Source organism: Fluctibacter corallii, assembly GCF_025751585.1.
GTDB lineage: Bacteria > Pseudomonadota > Gammaproteobacteria > Enterobacterales > Alteromonadaceae > Fluctibacter_A > Fluctibacter_A corallii.
Map to the genome: position 1 here is coordinate 159166 of NZ_JAOWKX010000004.1, position 23565 is coordinate 182730.

Annotated in this window: 16 protein-coding genes and 1 other RNA gene; 13 read left to right on the top strand and 4 right to left on the bottom strand. The window is 44.9% G+C overall.

What is annotated here, in order from left to right; genetic code table 11:
- Nucleotides 1–32: 32 nt before the first annotated feature.
- The gene (locus OE749_RS09040; RefSeq protein WP_263712122.1) at nt 33–2714 is read left to right on the top strand and encodes a TonB-dependent receptor domain-containing protein; all 2682 of its coding nucleotides are present in this window, start codon (nt 33–35) and stop codon (nt 2712–2714) included.
- 58 nt (nt 2715–2772) lie between these two features.
- Here OE749_RS09040 and OE749_RS09045 read toward each other — a convergent pair whose 3' ends face one another.
- Nucleotides 2773–3252, bottom strand: coding sequence for an aminoacyl-tRNA deacylase (locus OE749_RS09045; protein ID WP_263712123.1), 480 nt, complete (start codon nt 3250–3252; stop codon nt 2773–2775).
- A 292-nt stretch (nt 3253–3544) separates the two neighbouring features.
- Here OE749_RS09045 and OE749_RS09050 point away from each other — a divergent pair, with 292 nt between their 5' ends.
- Nucleotides 3545–4105: a lipid-binding SYLF domain-containing protein gene (locus OE749_RS09050; RefSeq protein WP_263712124.1), complete on the top strand. Its 561-nt coding sequence runs from the start codon at nt 3545–3547 to the stop codon at nt 4103–4105.
- 35 nt (nt 4106–4140) lie between these two features.
- Here OE749_RS09050 and OE749_RS09055 read toward each other — a convergent pair whose 3' ends face one another.
- Nucleotides 4141–7329: a hypothetical protein gene (locus OE749_RS09055; protein ID WP_263712125.1), complete on the bottom strand. Its 3189-nt coding sequence runs from the start codon at nt 7327–7329 to the stop codon at nt 4141–4143.
- A gap of 187 nt (nt 7330–7516) precedes the next feature.
- Here OE749_RS09055 and rnpB point away from each other — a divergent pair.
- The 6 genes from rnpB (at nt 7517) to OE749_RS09085 (ending at nt 14545) form a co-directional block, all read left to right on the top strand.
- An RNA gene (rnpB, locus tag OE749_RS09060) (RNase P RNA component class A) lies at nt 7517–7866 on the top strand.
- A 169-nt stretch (nt 7867–8035) separates the two neighbouring features.
- A complete protein-coding gene (locus OE749_RS09065) occupies nt 8036–8791 on the top strand; it encodes a hypothetical protein (RefSeq protein WP_263712126.1) in 756 nt (251 codons plus the stop codon).
- 114 nt (nt 8792–8905) lie between these two features.
- Nucleotides 8906–12115, top strand: a complete 3210-nt coding sequence (locus tag OE749_RS09070) for an nSTAND1 domain-containing NTPase (RefSeq protein WP_263712127.1) — start codon at nt 8906–8908, stop codon at nt 12113–12115.
- Complete coding sequence (locus OE749_RS09075; RefSeq protein ID WP_263712128.1) at nt 12112–12483, top strand: DP-EP family protein; 372 nt, start codon at nt 12112–12114, stop codon at nt 12481–12483. The genes OE749_RS09070 and OE749_RS09075 overlap by 4 nt, the downstream gene beginning before the upstream one ends.
- Nucleotides 12484–12590: 107 nt before the next feature.
- The gene (locus tag OE749_RS09080; RefSeq protein WP_263712129.1) at nt 12591–13616 is read left to right on the top strand and encodes a sensor domain-containing diguanylate cyclase; all 1026 of its coding nucleotides are present in this window, start codon (nt 12591–12593) and stop codon (nt 13614–13616) included.
- Nucleotides 13617–13717: 101 nt separating this feature from the next.
- Nucleotides 13718–14545, top strand: coding sequence for a substrate-binding periplasmic protein (locus OE749_RS09085; RefSeq protein ID WP_263712130.1), 828 nt, complete (start codon nt 13718–13720; stop codon nt 14543–14545).
- A gap of 47 nt (nt 14546–14592) precedes the next feature.
- Here OE749_RS09085 and OE749_RS09090 read toward each other — a convergent pair whose 3' ends face one another.
- Nucleotides 14593–15462, bottom strand: a complete 870-nt coding sequence (locus OE749_RS09090) for a LysR substrate-binding domain-containing protein (RefSeq protein ID WP_263712131.1) — start codon at nt 15460–15462, stop codon at nt 14593–14595.
- A gap of 159 nt (nt 15463–15621) precedes the next feature.
- Here OE749_RS09090 and OE749_RS09095 point away from each other — a divergent pair, with 159 nt between their 5' ends.
- On the top strand, nt 15622–16773 hold the full coding sequence (locus OE749_RS09095) for an S-(hydroxymethyl)glutathione dehydrogenase/class III alcohol dehydrogenase (protein WP_263712132.1): 1152 nt from the start codon (nt 15622–15624) through the stop codon (nt 16771–16773).
- A 90-nt stretch (nt 16774–16863) separates the two neighbouring features.
- Nucleotides 16864–17703: an S-formylglutathione hydrolase gene (gene fghA / locus OE749_RS09100; RefSeq protein ID WP_263712133.1), complete on the top strand. Its 840-nt coding sequence runs from the start codon at nt 16864–16866 to the stop codon at nt 17701–17703.
- 85 nt (nt 17704–17788) lie between these two features.
- On the opposite strand, the gene ccoG is transcribed toward fghA, so the two are convergent.
- Nucleotides 17789–19174, bottom strand: coding sequence for a cytochrome c oxidase accessory protein CcoG (ccoG, locus tag OE749_RS09105; RefSeq protein ID WP_263712134.1), 1386 nt, complete (start codon nt 19172–19174; stop codon nt 17789–17791).
- Between the two features lie 110 nt (nt 19175–19284).
- Between ccoG and OE749_RS09110 the strand changes: the two genes are divergently transcribed.
- The 3 genes from OE749_RS09110 (at nt 19285) to OE749_RS09120 (ending at nt 23490) form a co-directional block, all read left to right on the top strand.
- Nucleotides 19285–20706, top strand: a complete 1422-nt coding sequence (locus OE749_RS09110) for an aminotransferase-like domain-containing protein (RefSeq protein ID WP_263712135.1) — start codon at nt 19285–19287, stop codon at nt 20704–20706.
- 221 nt (nt 20707–20927) lie between these two features.
- The gene (locus OE749_RS09115; RefSeq protein WP_263712136.1) at nt 20928–21566 is read left to right on the top strand and encodes an NAD(P)H-dependent oxidoreductase; all 639 of its coding nucleotides are present in this window, start codon (nt 20928–20930) and stop codon (nt 21564–21566) included.
- A complete protein-coding gene (locus OE749_RS09120; RefSeq protein WP_263712137.1) occupies nt 21559–23490 on the top strand; it encodes a monovalent cation:proton antiporter-2 (CPA2) family protein in 1932 nt (643 codons plus the stop codon). Before OE749_RS09115 ends, OE749_RS09120 begins: the two co-directional genes overlap by 8 nt.
- The last annotated feature ends 75 nt before the right edge of the window (nt 23491–23565 follow it).

Consider the following 23565-nt stretch of genomic DNA (forward strand, 5'->3'; position numbering starts at 1 on the left):
CCTATTTTTTGATTGGAAGGCAGGAGTTGAAAATGAAAAATCAACATCGACTAAAAAAAGTCAGCTTCGCAGTTAGCCTTTCTTTGCTTGCAGTGCCCATGTTGGCGCAAGCGCAGGAAGATAAAGTGATAGAGGAAGTGGTTGCAACTGGAACGCGCCTTCAGGGGACTGCAGCAGCAGTGATTGAGGAGCGAAAAAATCAGGCATTCGTGGCTGATATCTTAGGTGCAGAGCAACTCTCCAGAACGGGTGACAGTGACGCAGCATCGGCGCTTAGACGGGTAACAGGTTTAACGCTAGTTGATGGCAAGTTTGTTTATGTTCGTGGATTGGGTGAACGTTACTCAAGCGCTCGATTAAATGGTGCAGCGATTCCGAGTCCCGATTTGACCCGAAATGTTGTGCCTTTGGATATCATTCCGGCAAGTATCATTGAGAGTTTGGCAGTCCAAAAGGCCTACTCACCTGCAATGCCAGCGGCGTTTGGTGGCGGTAATATTGATATTCGCACGAAATCGGTTCCGTCTGAATTTGTTGCGGGCATTGAAGTTGGCTTAGATTACGACGCTAACTCCAGTGATGGATTAACCTATTCTCGCGATGATTCAGGCATCCCTCAGATTCTGAGCGACGCGATTGTTACGTACCGTGGTGATTTCTCCATTGGTAATATTATCAACCGAGGTGGCATTCAAGATACGGATTCAGCAACGCGTGCTGAGCAAGCGTTAGCGATTAACAACGAATTGTTGAAATCGTTGCCAAGAGATTACGCGATTACTGATGAGTCACTGGATCCAGGATACAGTGGCAAAGCATTTATTGGTGACAGTTTTGATGAACAGTGGTTGGGCGGGCGCTTTGGTTACTTGGCGTCGTTGTCTTACGATACGGATTTTGAGTCGTCTGATAAGCGCACCGCGGTTATATCGCAAGATATTCAGGAAGGCTGTGCGTCAACGCTTAATACGCTAGAAGAAGTGAATAAGTCATGTTTTAACACCGTAAAGGACATTCAGTCTACCACTGAAACTGAACGTTATAACGGCGTGTTGAATCTTGGTTATCGCTTAGACAGCCACAGTGTTACGTTGTCTAACTTGTACTTATTCGACAGTGAAGACGAAGTGGAAGTTGCGTCATTGCAAAGCCCCGCGGGCAGCACGGTATTCAGTATTATTGGCGATGGATTAGCTAACCGTACTCACGAAATGACCTACGAAGAGCGGGTGCTCGCCATTACACAAATCATGGGACAGCATACCTTTATCGATTATTGGGGAATTGGCGCAGATTGGCAATATACACGCTCTCGGGCAGAGACCGATATTCCGACAAACGTGCAGTTTAAATTCCGTGATAACTACGATAACAGCAATTATGCGGGTTCTTCGATTACTGGGGACGACAACCGCGCGATTTACGCATACACCGATATGGAAGATCGTGTGAATTCCTACAGCGGTAATCTGTCGTTACCCATCACGCTATCTCACTTTGAGATGGAGTTTAAAGCCGGCTATGACTTTGTTGACCGAGCGCGTATTTATACGACGTCTAGCTTCGCGGTAAATAACGAAGTGGGTGTGGCACTCTCTGTGAATGACGGCTCGGCAGACCCGCTTCAAAATAGTGGATATTTGTCAGATAGCTTCATTGACGGGCAACGTATATTAGTCGACTTTAACGAGCCGACGGCGCCAGACGCTGATGATTATGTTGCGGGCCAAAAGATTGAAGCTGGCTATGGCGCGTTTGATGTGTTTTACAAAAACACATGGCGTGTTAGTGGTGGTTTACGTTGGGAGCAATTTAGTCAGTCGTCTATTGGTACATCAAGCTTAATTTTCAGCAAAGAAGATTTAGATATTTTCTACGCACCCGAGAAAATTGAAGCGGGAAGTATTAGCGAAGATGATGTTTTTCCTGCGCTTTCGTTAACCTACATCGGTGGCGACAGCTACCAAATCCGATTAGGCTACGGTGAGACCGTTGTTCGTCCTGATTTACGTGAAGTGGTGCCAGTGTCTTATTTTGACCCACTCACTGATATCAGAACCTTCGGTCGTGTTGGCTTGCAAAGCAGCCCAATTAAAAACTACGACGTGCGTTATGAATACTATGCGAGTAACGGAGATAACTTCTCTGCGGCTGCATTCTACAAAGATATTCAAGCACCGATAGAAACTGTGCTTCGCATTGGTGATGAAGATTATTCAGCGACATTTATCAACGGTGAAGCGGCTGAAGTTTATGGGGTTGAAGTTGAGTGGTTACACGATCTCAGCTACCTAACCAGTGGGTTATTCACGTTGGGGAACATTACCCTGAGTGAATCTGAAGCAGAAATTGATCCTGCATTGGCTGGCAACCTGACGAACCCGACTAAACCGATGACTGGGCACTCAGAATATGTGGTTAACCTTCAGCTAGGATTTGACTCTGCTGACGGTTATCACTCGGCATCGTTAGTGTATAACGTGTTTGGTGAACGTATTCTGGCGGCGGGAATAGCCGGCCGTGAGGACGCTTACGAACAGCCTTTCCATTCGCTAGATGCGGTCTACACCTATTACCCGAATTTCAATTCTACAGTAAAATTCAAGGTAAAGAATATATTGGGTGAAGAACAAGAAGTCACGCAGTCTGATATTGTGGTGCGTTCAAAAGAAGTCGGCACTGAATTTAGTGTCAGCTTTAAATACGAGTTCTAATATCGACGTGCTAAAACCTAATGAAAAGCCCACAGACGTGGGCTTTTGCTTTTTTGCTTCAGTGAATGACTTTGTCACTGATTCGACCGTGCTGATATTTTGACATCAAACGTCGAAAGTCGTCTTTCTCTAATTGAATCAGGGTTTCATGATCGCCCGCCTCAAGATACAGCTGTGACTCTTTAGTCAGGGAATCATCATAAATCGCATCCATATGATACGCATTCGGGATAGGCGGTACGGCGCCCGAATCGCAATCAGTAAAAAGCTGATACACCTTGGCTTCTTTAACAAGCTTTAAGCTTCGATTCAGCGTGTCATTCAAGGAATGAAGGTTCAGCTTATAGTCTGCAGGAATTATGGCCATTAGGTGTTTACCCTCGTGATCTTCCAGCAAAATCGCTTTGGCTAGCTGATGCATGGGAATTTCTGCGCTAATGGCTGAACCCACAGAGCTTTTACTGTGAGGATGAGACACCAATCCATATCGGATATGTTGACTGTCTAAGTAATGGGTTGTTCTTTCTAAACCGCTCATACATTTCTCCACCAGTGAAACCGGCATGTAAAGTATAGTTTAATTTCCTTCAGCTAGTTGAATTAGACGTCATGTCACATTGTTGACGTGAATCGGTAAAAATTACCGATACTCAACGCCAAGGTAGTGTGTGCGTTAATGATCAATCTTCTTTTTAATCAGAGTGAATATGCCGCCGTAGGCGTGAGTGCCCAAACGGTGTCTAGTGATGTTTAGATTGGTGTGGTTATTGCTTTAAGTTCCTGTATACACTCAACTCAACGTTGAACAGAACAGAAAAAGGCATGTCACTATGGTTAAAAACGCATTCGTTTATTTATTCATTGTTATTGTTGTTGCAAGTTGCGCGTCTATGGGAACTGGCTCCAATGCCGACAAACGTCAGGCTATTCTTGAAATGAAAGAAGACGTATTGAGTAAACTTTTCAAATTAAAGCCAGACACGCGACCGCAACTCGCCTCTGCCGCGGGCTATGCTACCTTCAGTAACGCCAATATTAATTTGCTATTGGTGTCGGCAGGCACTGGATATGGCGTTGTTCGAAACAAGCGCACAGGTCACTTTACTTACATGAATATGGCTGAAGGTGGAATTGGATTAGGCATTGGGGCGAAGGATTACCGCATCGTAATGGTGTTTCACACTGAAAATGCACTTGATCATTTTGTAAATAACGGTTGGACATTTGGTGGCAACGCCGATGCTGCCGCAAAAGCGGCAAATAGAGGTGCGAGCATTGAAGGTGAAGCCTATTATGGTGACGTATCAGTGTACACCTTCACCGAGTCAGGGCTCGCATTACAAGCCACCATCAAAGGCACCAAATTTTGGAAAGATGATGAGCTGAATTAGCTTATAGCCCCTGTAGAAAACAGGGGCTGGTTAGATTAATGCTGATTAAATGTTGGTGCCGGGAGCTTGATGACGTTCAATGTTGCATGTGCGTGAAATGATTGCGAGTGCGCGCTTGACTGACATGAAAGCGTGAATTGATACTCGCCAGTACTAAATTGCTTAGCACTTACTGAGCCAGACGCTTGTGATAGATTGATTTGAAATTCATCAATGTCTTGCTTTACCACCTGACATGCTAAGTGTAAGGGAATTTGCCAATGAAGAGTTACGGGCTCTCCGGCAGTAACCTTGTCCTTTTCCCACATGAAAGTCATACAGTGAACGGTCAGCTTGACGGCAGCGGGTGCAGATTTTTGCCCTGAATTTGAGATGTTTTCATACGTAAATACGTCTTCAAAATACGCTATCTGGTCACATTTCTCTGGTTTGCTTTTGTAAACAAACCCGTTGTTTGATTGCTCTATTGTGCCGTATTGGGGAGGGGTCACGATGCCACCAAGTGAAAATGGGGTGTTATCAATTGATGTATCGTTGGCAAGTACATCTAAAAATGATGCTTTTCCGGAAACAACATGCATTGCATCTGGTATCGCTATGATGGAAGGACCACACTCCAAACGCACAAGTTTGGGAGCAGAAATGTATCCTTTCTCATTACTTGCTCGATAAGTGAACCAGTCGGTTTGGCAGGTATCTTTGGCTGGCACGTAAATCACTTCATTGCCCACAACAAACAATTGCCCAAAATACGGAGGCTGCGTAATATCATGCAGTGACACCGCCAATCCATAATTGTCGTAATCATCTCGCGCGCACATTTCATCTCTAGGAGGTGCGTAATTCGGAGGCCAGTGATCGTTACACGGATTATCGATGATGTTGTGTGCAGATGTAATGTTCTCGTTGTATGTTAATACATCACCGGTGGCGATAGGATGGGGGTCAAGCTGACACAAAACGTTAATGGTTGTTGTGGTCACTTCTGATTTAACCCCGGCACTATTAGTGATTGTAATTTGAAAGGAATCTTCAACGGGTTTGTCGACATTGCAGTGTCGACCTAATCGGGAGGAATCATATATGACGCTCCCTTTGCTGTCCGGTATTTCGAACCCGCCTAAACTAGGGTGTTTTACCAAGGTAAGGTCAACAATATCTAGCCCAAGAGGATCGGCCTCAGCACTTATGTATGGACTGAACATTACCTGTTCTGGATAAGTCACCGTTATTGTCTGCTCTATCGCTTTAGGGCGACCATCTATTTTATTAATGGTTAACGTGTAAGGTTCGGTTTCGATGCCAAACTGATCTTTAAATACAACAGGCACCTTAAGCTCGCCAAAGTAAGTATTATCTGAATGAATAGAAATACCATCCTCTAATACAGTGTAGTGCTGCCCCGGCAGTATACGGCCGACGGAGTAACTGACGGTATCATCATTGTGAATGCTTACATCGCTAGATGAAAATGTATAAGGCTTGTATTGCACCATGGTAATCGCCCGATGCGACTCCACTTTTCCTCGCTCAGAAATAGACGTGCACATTACAGGGCTGGTAGATGTGACTTGAACATTTACACCAGTTTGTGAGTGTTGGATTTTATAACAATAGCGACCGAGTATTGAAGTATCGCTGTCGTTAAACGTTGCGTTGCTACCAAACGTTTCTTTGGCATCAGAAATGCGAACGTACTCTCCATCATTTATTTTACGTAACACTTCAAAGTCAGTGTGGTGATTGGGCTTGTTCCAATTTAGTCCAATAATTGAGTCGGTGAAATAGGTAGCGTTGAGTGGCTCAATATTTATTTCATCGTGCCGACTTTTGAGTACTTTAGTAATAGGTAAAGTACAGGCATAAAAATTACATGCGATAACATCATACGTGTATCGCCCAAATGGCGGGGCTGTGAAAGTGTAAGTTTGCGTGCTAGTAGTGTGTACAAGCGTACCATTTTCATAAATTTCGTAGTGAACATCGGCGTCTTCATTCGTTGAATTGAATGAGAGCTGAACACTTTGCCCTTCGTGGGTATACGAGGGCGATATTGATAAAGAGTCTGGTGAACTGGGAGAATTCGGTGCTAAAGGTGCAAACTGTAACTCAAGCGGTGCGCTTTCAAAACTACAATACGTTTGGTTACATGCCTGTATGGTATACATATAATTTGCGTATGATAGGAGGTAATCATGTCCTGTAGTCGCATTATGCTTGGCATGTGTGAGCACTTTCGAGTGCCCAGAGGTTAAGTTGGTTCGACGCAATAAATATCTTGTTGCACCGCTTGTGTAAGACCAATTTAGATAAACATTTATTGGACTATTTTTCATTAAAATGTTTTGAGTAGGGTAAAAGCGGGGGGCGGTTAGTGTGTTTATTTTGGCAAAATGAATAGGTTGGCTTAAGTCACCACAGACATTATCTTTGCATTGTTGCGCGGAAACTGAGTAGATTCCAGTAGTGGATGTTTGATTAAAGTGAATTTGATTTTCACTAGTTTCACGAAAAGGACGTCCGTTTAAAAACAACTTAATCGTGTCTGCATTTTCTGGAATATGCGTGTGCACGGTGATACCACTAGTTCTGTCAACAACTCGGGCTTGAATAGAAATCAAGGGAGAGTTTTCAATTTCCTCTTTTGGTAGTATTGCAATATGGCGTTTTTCACTAGCATATGTACAAATGCCATCGCTATTACAGCCCGAAATGTGAACGGTTTCCACTGCCGCTGTGGTGGGGGTATAACACAAAGGCGACGTGGAAGATTGACCTCGTATTTCGTCACCCGAGTAAAGGGTGTAAGTCCAATCAGGCTTGGCTGCAAAGGTAAAACAAGTCGGCTCGTTGATGTTTCCAGTTTGCGGGTAGCCGACATTTAAAGCCGGAAGCAACCCAGATGAGAGGTAAATTGGCTGTGCCTCGCTATCTGCTCCACACCCATTTGCATTGCACGCCTGCGCACGAATAGACACCCTGCCGCTGCTTTGGTTAGATGAATAAAAAAATTCGGGTGTTTGTGAAGAGCCAATGGGAATACGATTTTCTTTAAACGTATAGTAGGTGGCACCAGCAACCGGCTTTACTTTCAGTCTAATATTAGACTTTGGATTGGCGGAGGTGGGGGCTGATAGAACTGGCTGTGCTAACGTGGCTGCAGCATTTCTTGGCAAGGTTATCAACATAACCGTCAATACCATTACCAGACTGAATATTCTCATAACATCTATTTCAAATGACACTAAAGTGGCGAATGATATAAGAAAATTCGCCCAGAGGATAATATGAAGTCGGGCGTAGGATAAGTTTGAGTAATACTGGCAGCGTATGTCGCTTTTTAGCTGGCAACTATTGACTTGTGCACGATGTAAATTGCGTCTGGTGAAATAAGTGCGTAGAATGCGCCTCGGAGTCGGCCAGGCAATCGCTGCTTGCGCAAGCAAGGGGAGGAAAGTCCGGGCTCCACAGGGCAGGGTGCCAGATAACGTCTGGGCGGCGAAAGCCGACGACAAGTGCAGCAGAGAGAAGACCGCCTAAGCGCTTCGGCGCCGGTAAGGGTGAAAGGGTGCGGTAAGAGCGCACCGCGTTGCTGGTAACAGTATACGGCGAGGTAAACTCCACCCGGAGCAAGACCAAATAGGGTTCCTTATGGTGCGGCCCGCATTGGAACCGGGTAGGTTGCTTGAGCCAGTGAGCAATTGCTGGCCTAGAGGAATGATTGCCCACGACAGAACCCGGCTTATCGGCCGACTCCAACCTTTTCTGATAAGCAAATTTCATCCGTATATCTTACAATGAGTCGTGATATTTACTCTGAGTTAAGCGTTATACACTTCATTCATCAGCGTGTATCAGTCTTTTCTCGCACACGTTGAGTGCAGAACGTAGAGTTCGGCACGGGTTAAAAGGCCGTTTTGAAAGAAATTGATGCGGCAAATTTCAGGTAATTCTCTATCTTTACATCATTATCAATATGATAAAGATAGTTTGTTGCCGAATGTGAAAGCGCATTTTTCTCTGATCTTCTTGTTGGTGCTAATTGCATCGAGCCATGTTGGGTATGCACAGCGCTCCGAAGGGGCGTTCACGGTGGCGTATTTTGCGCACCCAGAGATTGAACCCATTAAGCAATTGGTACAAAGCAGCTACGCTGACATAGGTATTCAGATTAAGTTTGAGGAAACCCCCATTGGACGCGGAATTAGAATGCTTGATGCTGGCGAAGTGGATGCAGATTTGATTCGTGTCGAGTCCTTGGCCGACACCTTCCCTCACATTCGAAAAGTGCCCGTTGTATTGATTACCGCGAAGTTTTATCTGATTTGCTTCAAGCACGCGAAGTGCAATACGAATTTACTCTTCAATTCCCGCGCGGTAATTACTGTGTCTCCTTTTGATGAACAGCGCGTTAAGCAGCACTTTGGTCGGGGCCGTGTTAAGGCCAAGTTTTATACGGTTTTTTTACATGAAACGGCGAAAGAACTGCTACAAAAGCGACGAGTAGACGCGTTACTTTTCCCTTCATCAAAAGGGCTGGAAGTTTCCTTTCCCGCTGAAACCTATGCGCGTACATTGCTCTTTAAAGAAAATACGGTTCACGTGGTTCACAAGCAGCATAGGTCGATTATTCCAGCATTGTCTGACGCGATGAAAAAACGTTTGGCAACAAGTGCACTTGAATAAAATCAGAATTTTTTAACGATTAATTAAAGCCTTATGTATTTGTTTCCGATATAGTGAGATTGAAGTGGTCGGTGCAGTTATCTGTGCGAGGTCGAAAGCAGATAGGTAGTAGGTGTGGACAGCAGGCAGTTTTATCTAGGCGACTGGCACGTTATTCCCAGTAGCAATACACTACAGCGTGAAAAGTGTGTTAAAACGCTAGAGCCGAAAGCAATGGAGGTTCTGGTTGCACTCTGTCTCCATGCTGGCGAAGTATTAAGTGCTGAAAACTTGATTGATATCTGTTGGGGTGATGCAGATGTCGGTGATAACCCCATTCACAAAGCTATTACTCAGCTTCGCAAAGCATTAGGCGACAAGGCGGCTTCTCCCACCTTTATCGAAACAATACGCAAGCGCGGCTACCGCATTATTGCACCTGTTGAGTTAATTGGTGATGAAAACGCGCGCGCGTCATCAATAACTTGGGACAAGGGCTCTCCCTTTGTTGGATTAAATGCATTTTCACCTGAGCAAGCCGACGTTTTCTTTGGGCGACACCAACCCATCCAGCAACTTCTTGATAACCTGCTTCATCTAAATACACTAAACCACACCTTTTCATTATTACTTGGCCCAAGTGGCTCGGGCAAATCATCACTGGTTCAGGCAGGCTTGCTTCCTCGATTGTGTGATCCTAAAGGGGTCTGTGGCATGCAGGTGGTTGCGCATACCACAATTGACTTTGCCGACACGCGAGCGGAACAGCTTTGGCTGGACTTAGCGAGTTGTTTACTTGATTGGGACATTGATGGCGAAATTGTGTTTGCTGATCAAAGTGCAGAGCAATTAGCAACGAGAATTGCAGACTATCCGGAGGTTGTCGCCCAACGCTGTCGTGCGGTCATCAATGGTTATAAGGCATATAGCCGTCAGCCAGAGCCTCGATTATTTTTATTTCTTGATCGTTTAGAAGTTGCGCTTGATGCACCACAGTATACAGATTCTGTACGCTCTCATTTGTTTACATTCGTAGATGCTTTAGCACAGTGCGGCGCGGTAGTGGTGTTCGCTGCGTGTAGAAATGACTTCTATCCGCAAATTACCCAATATCCAACATTGATGGCACACAAGCTTCAGGGCGCACATTTTGATTTGCTACCGCCTACTTCTGCAGAGTTGAGTCAAATGATCCGCTTGCCGGCGATTGCAGCTGGTTTGCGATGGGAGAAGTCTTCTGAAAGTGGACAGTCTCTCGATGATATTTTGTGCTTAGATGCCGCTAATCATCCTGATGCATTACCTTTGTTGCAATATACGCTTAACGAACTGTACTTGCAGCGGCAAGATGAGGTGCTGACATACAATGTGTATGAGAATTTGGGCGGCCTTGAAGGTGCTATAGGCTCTCAGGCAGACAAACTCATCGCGTCATTTTCTGAGCGTGAAGAACGCGCTTTAGAGCAGATATTTGCGCTTCTTATTACGTTAAGTCCTGATGGCAGCAACGTAACCAGCCGCACTGCAAAATGGAGTGAATTGCAAGACGAACATCAGCGGCAAGTGGTGCAAATCATGGTCGAAAACCGCCTGTTTGTATCGTTACTTCAACAAGGCCAACCGGGGTTTCGTATCGCGCATGAAGCGCTGTTACGCAGGTGGCCGAGAATGCAAGATTGGCTGAGTCATCACCGTGAAAGTTTAGCGATTAAATCGCGATTATTATCTCAAACGCAACAATGGTTACGGGAAAGCAAAGATTCTGCCTACCTGTTACAGGAAGGCAAGCCGTTACAAGAAGCGAATGATTTAGCCGCTGAAGGCGTACTTGCGATTCAAGCTGATGAGCAAGCGTTAGTGAATGCTTCGAATGCCAAAGTCGCTGTAAAACGCTGGGTAACTCGTATTACTGCGGCGGTATTAGTGGTTTTAACACTGTCTTCAGTACTGATGGGCATGCAAAGTTATGTGTCATATCAAATGGCAGAGAAAAAACGAGAAGATGCAGAGAACTTACTTGGTTTTATGGTGGGCGAGTTTGCCGATAAGCTGCGTAGCGTAAAACGGATGGATTTATTGGATGGGATCAGTAACCGTGCGCTGGCCTATTTTACTGAACAAGAACAAACCAATGGCGTTAGCTGGTGGCCATTCAACCAACAATTCAGAAGTTTTGAGGCACAATTTCATCAAGCACAAACGCTGCAAGCGATTGCCGAAGTGGCTTATTCTCGTGACAAAATAGACGAGGCGACTGAAGGGTTTAAACATGCTGAGGCGCAATACCTGGATTTGTATGAAGATCACCCCGAAAACATTGATATCGTTAAAGCACTGGGTGTAAATGCGTTTTGGCTGGGGCAAATTGCGTACGACGGTTATAACAATGAGGGAGCGAAGGAGGGGTTTACCCGATACCTTACTTACAGTCAGCGGCTCAATGAATTAACCCCCGACGATGTGGATGCCTGGATCGAACTGTCTTATGCCCTAAATTCTTTAGGCTCGGTATATATTGAGTTGTCTGAGTACGAAAAAGCGCATGCGTTATTTACACAGTCGTTGAGCCTCAAGCAAAAAGCGGTAGATGCAATGCCAAATGATACCGACCTCATTGTGAATTTGGCGGATACATATTCTTGGTTGGGAAGTACAAAAGCGCATGTTGGCAAAACCTTCGAGGGCATTGCTTCACTTCAAACTGCGATAGATATACTGGTTTCTTTTCTTGAGCAGAACCAGGGAAATGCTTTGGCTATTGAGAGTTTATTTTTAACGTTAAATCGCCAACTTGATTTATTGTTGTATTTGGAACGTTCTAGTGATGCACTCCCCATTCTTAAGCGTACATTGAGTTTAGTCGAATCTCTGCGCATTCAGGATCCTGAAGATTTCTTTTGGAAAAAGAGTGAATTGAAACTCATTTCTGAATTTTTAAGGGTGCCTAGTGATGATAAGGAATTTTACGCTTCAAAGCTGCAACACCATGTCGATAGCAAAGTGTTCTATAGAAGCCCCAACGCAATGCTAAATTTTATAGAGTACCTTCAGCATAACCAACAGTGGCGATTGAGTGCCTCTGTCATGGAAACACTGCACTTTTGGTTGGACGAGAACTACCAAGATAGCTTTCGCTATTCAGTTAAGCTAGCTAGATATCACATTCTTAGTGCAATGCAGAGTAACAATGGCCTTACGAATGAAGAAAGGTTATCTCTCTGCAAAAAATCTCACACAATTCTCGATTCAATAAGTAAGAAGAGTGCGAATATTAAGTATTCATACTTTCTTAAAATGTCACAACGCTGTATATCTCAGCTAACGAAAATAAACGGAGATAAATGATGGCCAACGCAGCCCCAGTATTTGAATTTAACGTTGATGTAACTGTTTCAGGAGATAATGCTGAATTTACTATTTTTGATCAAAACAACGAGCCATTTGATGAAGTGGTAGTTGTGACTGAGAGCGGTACACAGATTGTTTATACTTTGCGCAATACTCCACAGAATACGAAATTCATAAACCCCGTTGTTACTGAAGAAAAAGACTACGAGGATATTTCCTTCAGTTTTGAAAATCATGACAAAAAACTAGTTCTGGTGGATTCTGATGCAGACAACGAAACCATTTGTATCAAGCTTGCAGTAGACATTGATGGTACAGAATACATCAGTCAAGATCCGCAAGTTAAAAATAAAAGAAATATATAAATAACAACAACTTAATATTTCGGAAGGTTTCCAGAAGGTTACAAATATAAAAAGGTTTTACGCTGTGTGTCACGGTCAAACAACCAAACACAGGCAGGTGTATTACCATGTTCGAATCTGGGCTTTCCAACAAGAAAAAATGGGCGAAACGCTGTGAAGAAATTCGCCTTGAGCATCCACTGACTGAGTTAGGCTCAATCAGTGGCGGCTCTTCAATCCCGTCTACAGAACGCATTTTTACCCATTCGCTGATCCCCTTACTTGAGTACCTCAACGGTGCAATCATGCTGCTGCGTCGAAATGGCGATATCGTGGCTGCCAATGGGTTTGCTTGTCGATTACTTGGTGTTCCACAATCAAGCGTGGTCGGTAAGTCTTTCAACCAGTTTATTGGCGCGCAATACGTTGAAGAATATCGTTTGTTGTTTTCACAAATGGCCCAAGACTCAGATCTAATGCTACAGCACGGCCCTAAAGACATTACGTTGGTTCGGGGCGGTAAAGAGACGTTGAATATCGATTTGAGTTTGTCGTGTTTACCGCTTGAGGCAGACAACCCAGAAGCGTTTGTTCACGTTATGCTGCATGATTTATCAAAGCATAAACAAGAAAGCGAGCGCTTACTTCGTGAAGCGCGAACAGATTATTTGACTGGTGTTGCCAATAGACACGCATTTGCAGAAGTTCTTGAAGAACAGTGGCATGTGTGTCATCACGATAATATGCCTATGAGTATGCTGTTTATTGATGTTGATTACTTTAAACAGTTCAATGATGCCTACGGGCATGTTAACGGCGATAAATGTTTGAAGAAAATTGCCGATGCAATTGTGTTTTGTATGCCCTCTCATAGTTGTACCGTGGCGCGCTATGGCGGTGAAGAGTTTGCAGTATTGATGCCCCGTTTTGATTGCAAAGTCGCCCAGCTTACCGCACTTAGAATAAAGCAACAGATTGAGGAGTTGTCTTTTGTGCACATGGGCTTGAATAAAGACGTAGGGATTACTGCCAGCATTGGAGTTGGATGTCAGCACATGGCTCGGTTTGAAAATGTTGAAGCCCTTTTACAAAACACCGATAAAGCGCTATACCGAGCAAAAGCAGCAGGGCGCAACCAGATTGTAACTATTTGATATTAATCTTATTTTATTACTAATTATCGGTTTGAAAAGGTCCGGTTGAGGTATACACTTAAGAGAGATCTGTTAATTGGAGTTTCCCTGTGGGGACACGAGTGTTCGTAAAATTTTTGCTGGTGTTATTTTGTTTTTTCTCACGTAGCGGAGCGACGGAAGAAAAAGGCAACAGTGTTGCCGTGAACATGCCCGAGCGCGTTGTTATTGCGACCATGGAGTTCCCTCCTCAGACGTCGATGGGCATATTGCAAAAAGGCTTTGTTAACCGTGTAATCGAAGCCGCGTTTGAGCAAGCAGGCATCGAGGTGCGATTTGTTTTTCTACCTTGGGCGAGAGCGTTGGAAGATACGAAAAATGGCAAGTATCACGCATTATCATATGGTTACTTTTCAGTAGAGCGGTTGGAGCATTTTTTGTATAGCGACAAAATGACCACCGATCACCTGTCGCTGTTTGCTCGAAAAGACAAAGCCCCCAATGGTTGGGCTTCACTCAGTGAGCTCAAGCACTTACGGTTAGGATTAACCCGCGGATATGTGTACAACAACGACATTAAAGATCTGGCTGAAAACTTGGCGAATAATGTATCGATTGTTAACACCGATACACAAAACTTGCACATGCTGGTGCGCAATCGTGTTGATATATTCCCGATTGAAGAGTTAGCAGGGTTGTATTTATTACAGCACAGTTTAGCGCCAGAAGAGGCTGCAAAAATTAAAGTGCTTGATCCTCCTGTATCGGAAGTTAGTACATACTTACTTTTTCCAAAGGCGCAAGAAAAACAAAGTCAGTATCTACTCAATAAATTCAATGAGGGCTTGGTTGAGGTGAAAAAATTAGAGATGATTAAGACCTACCGAGAGCTTTTTATCAAGACGCGGCTTGATGATGTTGATACCAGCTATGACGACACCAATCAGTAAAGTAGAGTAGTAATTCCCTTCACCGAGATTGTGAAGGACGTTAACACTTACGCCAAATTAGACTCTAGAAAATCAATCAGTAAACGAATTTTGGGCGTGAGATGACGATTATGCGGGTAAATGGCCCAAATGCCTTCGGGCGCATCTCGATACTGGGATAATACCTCTATAAGTTGCCCAGATTGCATTGCCTCTTGAACATAGTAGTCAGGTAGTTGCACTAAACCAAGTCCACGTAGCGCTGCGTCTTTAAGTGCATGCCCACTGTTATATTGAATTTTGCCATTCACACTCATTGATTTTTGCGTATCGCCAACGGTAAAACGCCATACATCTAACGAGCCTTTCAAGCAGCGGTGGTGCTTCAATTCCGAGAGGGTAAAAGGCTCGCCGTGTTCTTTTATATATTGAGGCGATGCACAAACATATGACTGTCGTGAGGCAAGCTTACGCGCCATCAAGGTTGAGTCTTGTAGTTTTCCAATACGTACCGCTAAGTCAAAGCGTTGTTCAATTAAATCCAATGTGGCATTCGTGAAATGGCATTCAAGTGATATATCTGGGTAGTGGCGCAAAAATTGATTCACCAATGGCGCAATGTAAGACTCTCCAAATGCGACGGGGGCGGTTAGCCGAATTAAGCCTCTGGGAGCGTGTTGCAATTCTGACACCGAGCGCTCCGCTTCTTCTAATCCTGTTATTAATGGTTGGCATTGTGCAAAGAAAAGCTGTCCGGCTTCGGAGAGTGTTACCGTGCGGGTCGAGCGGTGCAGTAACTTGCAGCCAAGTCGTGCTTCTAACGCAGCAACACGGCGACTGACTTGTGCAACCGACGTAGAAAGATGCTTTGATGCGCGAGTAAAACTGCCATATTGTGCAACACGAACAAACTCAATGACGCCTTCCCAACTAACCATTTATGTTCTCTTGGTTATGTGTATCATGCTTTTATTATTACATATACGTAATAATAATTTACGAAAATGTCCCTTATCAATACGGTGTTAGCCTCTATACTTCAAAGCACATTTATAAATCGAAGTCATTTTTTGTGCTGATTTCAGTCTGGAGGCGACATGGCATTATCACTCTCACCCAATCAAACTCATATTAAGTCAAAGGCTGCCGTAGCGTGGGGTCCTGGTGAACCTCTTACAATCGAAGAAATTGATGTTGAGTTGCCAAAAAAAGGCGAAGTGTTGGTACGTATTATCGCTACAGGCGTGTGCCATACCGATGCCTTTACCTTGTCAGGTGAAGATCCTGAAGGCGTATTTCCCGCGGTGCTTGGTCACGAAGGGGGCGGAATTGTTGAAGCTGTTGGCGAGGGCGTATCCAGTGTGGCTGTTGGCGATCATGTTATTCCTTTGTATACCGCAGAATGTGGCAAGTGTAAGTTTTGTACGTCTGGAAAAACTAATTTATGCCAGGCGGTAAGAGAAACCCAAGGAAAAGGGCTAATGCCAGACGGAACGTCGCGCTTTTCTAAAGAAGGCAAAACCATTTATCACTACATGGGAACATCGACGTTTTCTGAATATACCGTGTTGCCAGAGATTTCCTTAGCCAAAATCAATCCGTCTGCACCGCTGGAAGAAGTCTGTTTGTTAGGATGTGGCGTTACAACGGGTATGGGCGCGGTAATGAATACTGCCAAGGTTCAGGAAGGCGATACTGTTGCCATTTTTGGCTTAGGTGGCATTGGCCTTTCTGCTGTTATTGGCGCGCGAATGGCGAACGCCGGTCGCATTATTGGTATTGATATCAATGAGAGTAAATTTGAACTGGCGAAGCAATTAGGGGCAACCGACCTCATCAATCCAAAAGATTACGACAAACCTATTCAAGAGGTCATTGTAGAAATGACAGATGGCGGCGTTGATTATTCGTTTGAATGTATTGGCAACGTTAACGTAATGCGACAGGCATTGGAATGTTGCCATAAAGGGTGGGGGGAATCAGTGATTATTGGTGTTTCAGGTGCAGGACAGGAAATTTCAACTCGACCGTTTCAGTTAGTGACGGGACGTGTGTGGCGTGGCACAGCGTTTGGTGGCGTAAAAGGGCGCTCTGAGTTGCCAGATATTGTCGAGCGTTATCTGGCGGGTGAGTTTGGTTTACAGGAGTTTATCACGCATACGATGGGATTGAGCCAAATTAATGATGCATTTGATTTGATGCATGAAGGCAAAAGTATCCGTTCGGTGGTTCATATGGATAAAGTCTGATTTGTCATGTCGGTTGCCTGATTGGGTTAATTCCATTACTTCTTCAGGCAGCTTATCGCTCGATCATTTTATCTATTTCAGGAGTCACATATGCAATTAGAGAACATTGCACAGAACAAGGTGCATGACGGATGGCACAAGCGCTATCGTCATGCGGCATCGTCAACTCAATGTCCGATGACCTTTGCAATTTATTTACCGCCGCAAGCAAGTAAAGATACTCCCGTTCCGGTGGTATATTGGTTATCAGGGCTAACTTGCACAGATGAAAATTTTATGCAAAAGGCGGGTGCGTTCAAGCGTGCCGCGGAATTAGGAATCGCGATTGTTGCGCCCGATACCTCGCCTCGGGGTGAAGATGTTGCCGATGACAAGGACTATGACCTTGGTCAAGGCGCTGGTTTTTATGTGAATGCCACGCAAGCACCGTGGAATAAACACTACAACATGTACGACTACGTTGTAAACGAGTTGCCTGAGCTGATTGAAACCCACTTTCCAGTGACTCAGCAACGGGCTTTAGCTGGGCACAGTATGGGAGGGCATGGCGCGTTGGTGATTGGTCTCACTGCGTCTGAGCGTTACTCTAGTGTGTCTGCGTTTAGTCCGATTGCGAATCCCATTGCGTGTCCGTGGGGGCAAAAAGCCTTTAGCGCCTACTTGGGAGGCGCTGAAGAGGATTGGTATCAGTACGATGCCGTCAGGCTACTTTCACGGGCAAGCGACATTTTGCCCATGCGAATCGATCAAGGACTAAGTGATCCCTTTCTTGATGAGCAATTAGGTATTGAAAAGTTAGAACGCGCCCTTGCGCCATTTAACCACAAAGCCACTGTTCATCGACATGCAGGGTACGATCACAGTTACTTTTTCATCTCATCGTTTATTGATGCGCATCTTACTTTTCATGCTGATTACTTTAATCGTTAATCTGCATATTGGGGCGCACTGGGTGTTTTAGTCAGTGCGCCCTCGCGTTTTGGCTGCCAGGTAGTCATCAATAGTTAGCTAGCGCTTAACGACTCACGTCGCCGTTATAAAACATGGCGCGTTCTTTCAAGATGTGTGATTCGCCGATCAGGCTATTTTGGCTATTAAAAGTAAATTCGATATCAGACTTTCTCAGTGTCGGCGGCGTTAGCGCTTGAACGGTGACCATGGCTGTGGCGCGTTCGCCAGGTTGAACGGATAATTGATGACGGCCCACAAACGCAACCGGAAAGTCAGCTTGCGCAGAGAGCGCGTAAGTTTGACTCTCTTGTGTTTTGTTTAACACGGTTACCTGATAGGCGTTTTCTATATTTCCTTGGGCATTTGTGCGATACAGCGCGTTTCGGTCACGAATAAGTGTGATTTCAGCTGGTTCACGGTCAACGGCCCAAAGTACCATCGCCGCGACAGTGAGTATCATCGCAAGCCCGTAACCCAGATGCTCTTTCCAATGCGTGCTGGCGCTATTTTCTTTACGGTAGTCTATCAAGCGAGAAGCGTAGCCAAATTTTTCCATCGTATTGTCGCAGGCATCAATACATAAACCACAATTGATACAGTCATATTGCATGCCGTCCCGAATATCAATGCCTACAGGACAAACCTGTACGCATAAATGGCAGTCAACACAGTCGCCAAGTGATGCACCTTTCTCGGCTTTGCGTTTGCGCTTTCCTCTTGGATCACCGCGCTCAGTATCGTACGTTACAATCGCTGTTCGCGTGTCAAACATGGCAGACTGAAAGCGTGCATACGGACAGACATGCTGACACATTTTTTCACGCATCCAGGCTGCATTAACATAGGTGCACACCGCAAAAAACCAGACCCAGCCTTGTACCAGTGGTGTGGCAGAAAAAGTAAAAAATTCAGTATACAGCGTGCGCGCTGGTACGAAATACGACATAAATACCAATGAGGTAAGTAGTGAAATCGCGATGTAAGCCGCATGCTTAAAAGCTTTTTTGCGCACTTTTTCGGCATTCCAAGCTTGCTTATCAAGTGATTTGCTTTGGGTGTGAGAGCCTTCAATGCGACGTTCTACCCAGTTGAACATGAGGGTCCAGATAGTTTGTGGACAAGCGTAGCCACACCAAACGCGTCCATAATGTTTAGTAACATAAAAAAGCGCAAAGGCGGCTAAAGTAAATAAGAGCGCAAAAATCATAAGGTCTTGTGGGAATAACGTAATGTGGAAGACCCTGAGTGTCTGCTGGCCTACATCAAACAATATCGCTTGTTGGCTTTTAAATTGGAGCAACGGCAGCATCAAAAATAACGCTAACAACACAAAGCCTATTGTGCGACGAATCTGTTGAAAGTGACCTTTCTGCTCTCGAATGTATATCTTTCCGTCATGTACAGGTGCTTTAAAAATGACGTGTTCTTGATCGACAACGACTTTACTCATCTTTCTAACCTCGAAATTATTCTGGCGCAGTCTAAGTAAAAAAAGCTGTCATCTATATATACAAAAAAGTAAACTTTAATAGATACAGATGTGAGGCGAAGGATTGGTAAATGAAGGCGTTCAGATATGCACAATTGGTTCAATCAATAGGGGAAAAACTGGATGCAGGTATGTGGCAGGAAGGAGATAAGTTACCCTCTATCCGTGCGCTGGCTGCGCAGTATGGTGTGTCTAAGATTACCGTGCAAACGGCGCTACATCATTTAGAAGCACAAGACCGTATCGAAGCAAAGCCACGGTCTGGCTTTGTTGTAAAACACGCTCATATTGATAAGCGTCATAACCCAGCTAGTCAAACCAGCAAAACCAAGCAACCACGACAAGCGACTGTGCCGTCATTATTTCACGACATTATGGCCCGAAGTGCGGCATTTGATATATACCCGTCAGGAAAAGTTGCCCCATTGTCTACCCATTTGCAATTGCTTAATCGACATATAGGTCGTGCTTATCGGCAGCAGGGAGAACGGAAAAGTTTGTATTATTCACCACCAGAAGGGCTCGCGAGTTTACGGGAGCAAATTAGTTTGCATTACCGGCAGCACAATATCGCGATTGGAAGCGATGAAGTGTGTGTTACATCTGGATGTCAAAACAGTTTGTACCTCGCATTGAGCACTGTTACGCAGCCTGGCGATATCGTTGCGGTAGAAAGCCCCGGTTTTTACGGCGTGCTGCATTTATTGCAGGCCCTTAATTTAAAAGTGATTGAAGTACATGCATCTCTTCAAACGGGGATTAATGTGAATGCACTTGAGCAAGCCATTGAAAAACACAAGATTAAGGCATGCGTGGTGTCATCGAACTTTGCTACCCCTTCGGGAGCGTGCATGCCATCGCACGCAAAGGCACGTATCGCAGCATTAGCTGCTCAGCATAATATTGCGGTGATAGAAGATGATATTTATGGCGACTTGGGATTTCATTTTCGGCCAATGCCAATAAAACACTATGATTCTCGTGGACATGTGATTTTATGCAGTAGCGTATCGAAGAGCGTGTCTCGTGATCTTCGATTAGGATGGATTTGCGGAGGACGGTGGCATGATAAGATTGTTCGGCATAAGCTTGCGCAACAATTGGCATCGCCCATTGCTGTACAAGAAGGGCTGTCTACGTTTATGTCTCAAGGTGATTACCGACGTCATCTAAGTATATATCGCAAACAGTTGCGTCAGCAGCGTGATGATTTATTGTCTGTCGTGGCGAGTGCGTGGCCCGCTAATTTAGATATCACAAGACCAGAAGGCGGGTTAGCGGTGTGGGTGTCTCTGGCAGATGACATTGATACGATGCAGGCGTATCAAACGTTGCTACAGAAAAACATCGTGCTAACACCTGGCCACTTATTTTCTCACTATACTCATTTCAATCACTGTGTACGATTAAGTTTTGTGCATCCTATTGATACGCAGAGACGACGCGCATTGGTTGATGCGGGGGAGTACTTTAAAGATGCATCACGTAAGTAACTGTTACCACTAAGCTTTTACGTTGATTATTTGACCAGAAGTAGTAATACTCCAGTGTATTATCATGTCGGATGAGACAATGCGTTGGTTGTTATGAAGTGTCTTCATGTTAGCAGTTCTCCTAATCTTAACGCTAACTTCAGCTTACAGGCCACGTATTTGGCCAAACCGCCGTGTTTACCTTCAACATAGACACCACTGCTTAGTGGAGCATAAACATCATGAATAAGAACAAAATACTTCTGTTGTACGCACATCCATCACAGCGGCGCTCAGACGTTAATCAACCGATGTTTGAAGCGGCAAGATCACTTGATTACGTGACCGCGGTAGATCTCTATGGCGAATACCCTCGATTTAAAATTGACATCGATAAAGAACAGCAACGTTTGCGTGAGCACGATGTGGTGGTGTTCTTGTTTCCTTTTTATTGGTATTCCACACCGGCTATTTTAAAAGAATGGCAAGACTTGGTTTTGGAGTACGGCTTTGCCTATGGAGCCGGTGGCGATGCACTGCATGGAAAATGGTTTATGTGCGCCTTAAGTGCTGGCGGAAATGAACAGGCTTACAGAGCGCAAGGATATAACCATTTTACTTTACGTGAGCTGCTGCAACCCTTAGAGCAAACGGCCCGCTTGACCGGCATGTGCTACATTCCGCCATTTGCTTTATTTCAAAGTCGTACGGCCAAAGACGAAAACCGATTAAGCACACATATCCAAGATTGGCTTTTGGTTTTAAAGGGGCTGCATACTGGTGCAATTGATATTGATGCTGCTATGGCGCTGAATAAACTCAACGACAATTTAGATTGCGTGATTGGCGATGTCGTCCGTGAGGAGCAACGCAATGACTGAGTATTTTCTACAAGCTTTTATTTACCTTGCTGCGGCCGTTATCGCCGTACCTTTAGCTAAACGACTTGGTTTAGGGAGTGTGCTTGGGTACTTAATTGCGGGCGTGATTATCGGCCCAATCACACATTTGGTCGGTGAAGAAACTACCACGATTCAGCATTTTGCTGAGTTTGGTGTGGTGATGATGTTGTTTCTTGTTGGCTTAGAATTGGAGCCTAAAAAGCTGTGGCAAATGCGGTCGCGTTTGCTGGGAATGGGTGGCCTTCAAGTGGGCTTGTCTGCGGCTTTGCTTGCGGCTATCGCACTGTTTTTCTCTCAGCCGTGGAAAGCCGCATTGGCCATAGGCCTAATTTTTTCGTTGTCATCAACTGCGATAGTACTGCAAACCTTTGAAGAAAAAGGCCTGACAAAAACAGAAGGCGGAAAAAACGCGTTCTCCGTGTTACTCATGCAAGATATTGCAGTGATCCCAATGCTTGCATTCATTCCTGTGTTAGCTGCACCAGACATTGCAGCGAGTTCGGTCAGCCTGAAAGAGACGGCGGCCCATCATAACGTATCGTTAGTAGCAGGACTCCCAGCTTGGGGATACGCGCTGGTGATAGTGGCAAGTGTTGGCGCGTTGGTATTGGCTGGCCATTATCTAAGTCGCCCATTATTTCGTTATGTTGCGAGTTCGGGATTACGAGAAATCTTTGTTGCAACGGCTTTGTTGCTGGTGGTGGGGATTGCCGCGTTAATGAATCTTGTTGAGCTGTCTCCGGCGTTGGGCACCTTTTTGGCGGGTGTGGTGTTAGCCAATAGTGAGTTCAGACATGAGCTTGAGTCTAATTTGGCACCGTTTAAAGGTCTATTGCTTGGCCTGTTTTTTATTACCGTTGGCGCTGGCATTAACATGCAAATATTCGTCGAGCAATATCAGCTGATTATTGGGCTGACTGTATTGGTAATGGTGGTAAAAGGCTTGGTGTTGATGGGGCTTGCGCTCATGTTCAACATTAAAGGGGCTGATCGTTGGTTGTTTGCATTGAGTTTGGCGCAAGCGGGCGAATTTGGCTTTGTTTTACTGAGCTTCTCTATTCAAAATCACGTTTTTACCTCTGAATTTGCCAGTGTGATGCAGATGGTGGTGGCTCTGTCTATGTTTCTTACGCCATTGTTATTTATTGTTTTTGATCGCGTGGTAGTGCCGAGATTCAGGCGGGCTAGGCAACAACGCGACAAAGACACGATGCACGATGATATTCACGAAACAGGCGAAGTGATTATTGCAGGAATAGGGCGATTTGGACAAATCGTTAACCGTTTGCTGACGGCCAATGGAATGAAAACCGTGGTGCTTGATCATGAAACTGCGCAAATCGACAACATGCGTAAAATCGATATTCAGAGTTATTATGGCGATACTACTCGCCCTGAATTGCTAGACACAGCAGGTATTGAGCACGCCGCCATGGTAGTGGTGGCCATTGATAATCGCGAGTCGATAAATACCTTAGTTAAACACATTAAGCATGCTCATCCGACCGTTAAGGTGCTGACTCGGGCATTTGATAAAGGCCATAGCTATGAGCTTAGATTGCTTGGTGCTGATTATATTGTTGCTGAAACCTATCATTCTGCGTTGGAGCTTGGCGCTAAAGCACTGGAAATGCTGAATATCCACCCGTTTGATGTCGAACAGAAGCGCCATGCTTTTTGCCAAATTGAAAAAGAAGCGACAGAGGAGCTATACGAAACCTGGAAACATGGCTCAGAGGGACAGCGCTTCGATCAGAACTACCGAAAACTCTTTATTGAATTGGAAGGCAAGATCAAAAAGGCCATGCTTGAAGATCGCTTAGATCAGCACAATAGCAGTGAACGGGGCTGGACACCTCCACCAAAAGGCTATGATGAAGACTTAAAAAACAATGAGCGTTAACGATGCGTGTTTAACGTTGAATGTGTCTTTTCTGCTCTTTACCGTGCCATTGTTTATGCTGATTTGATCTAAATC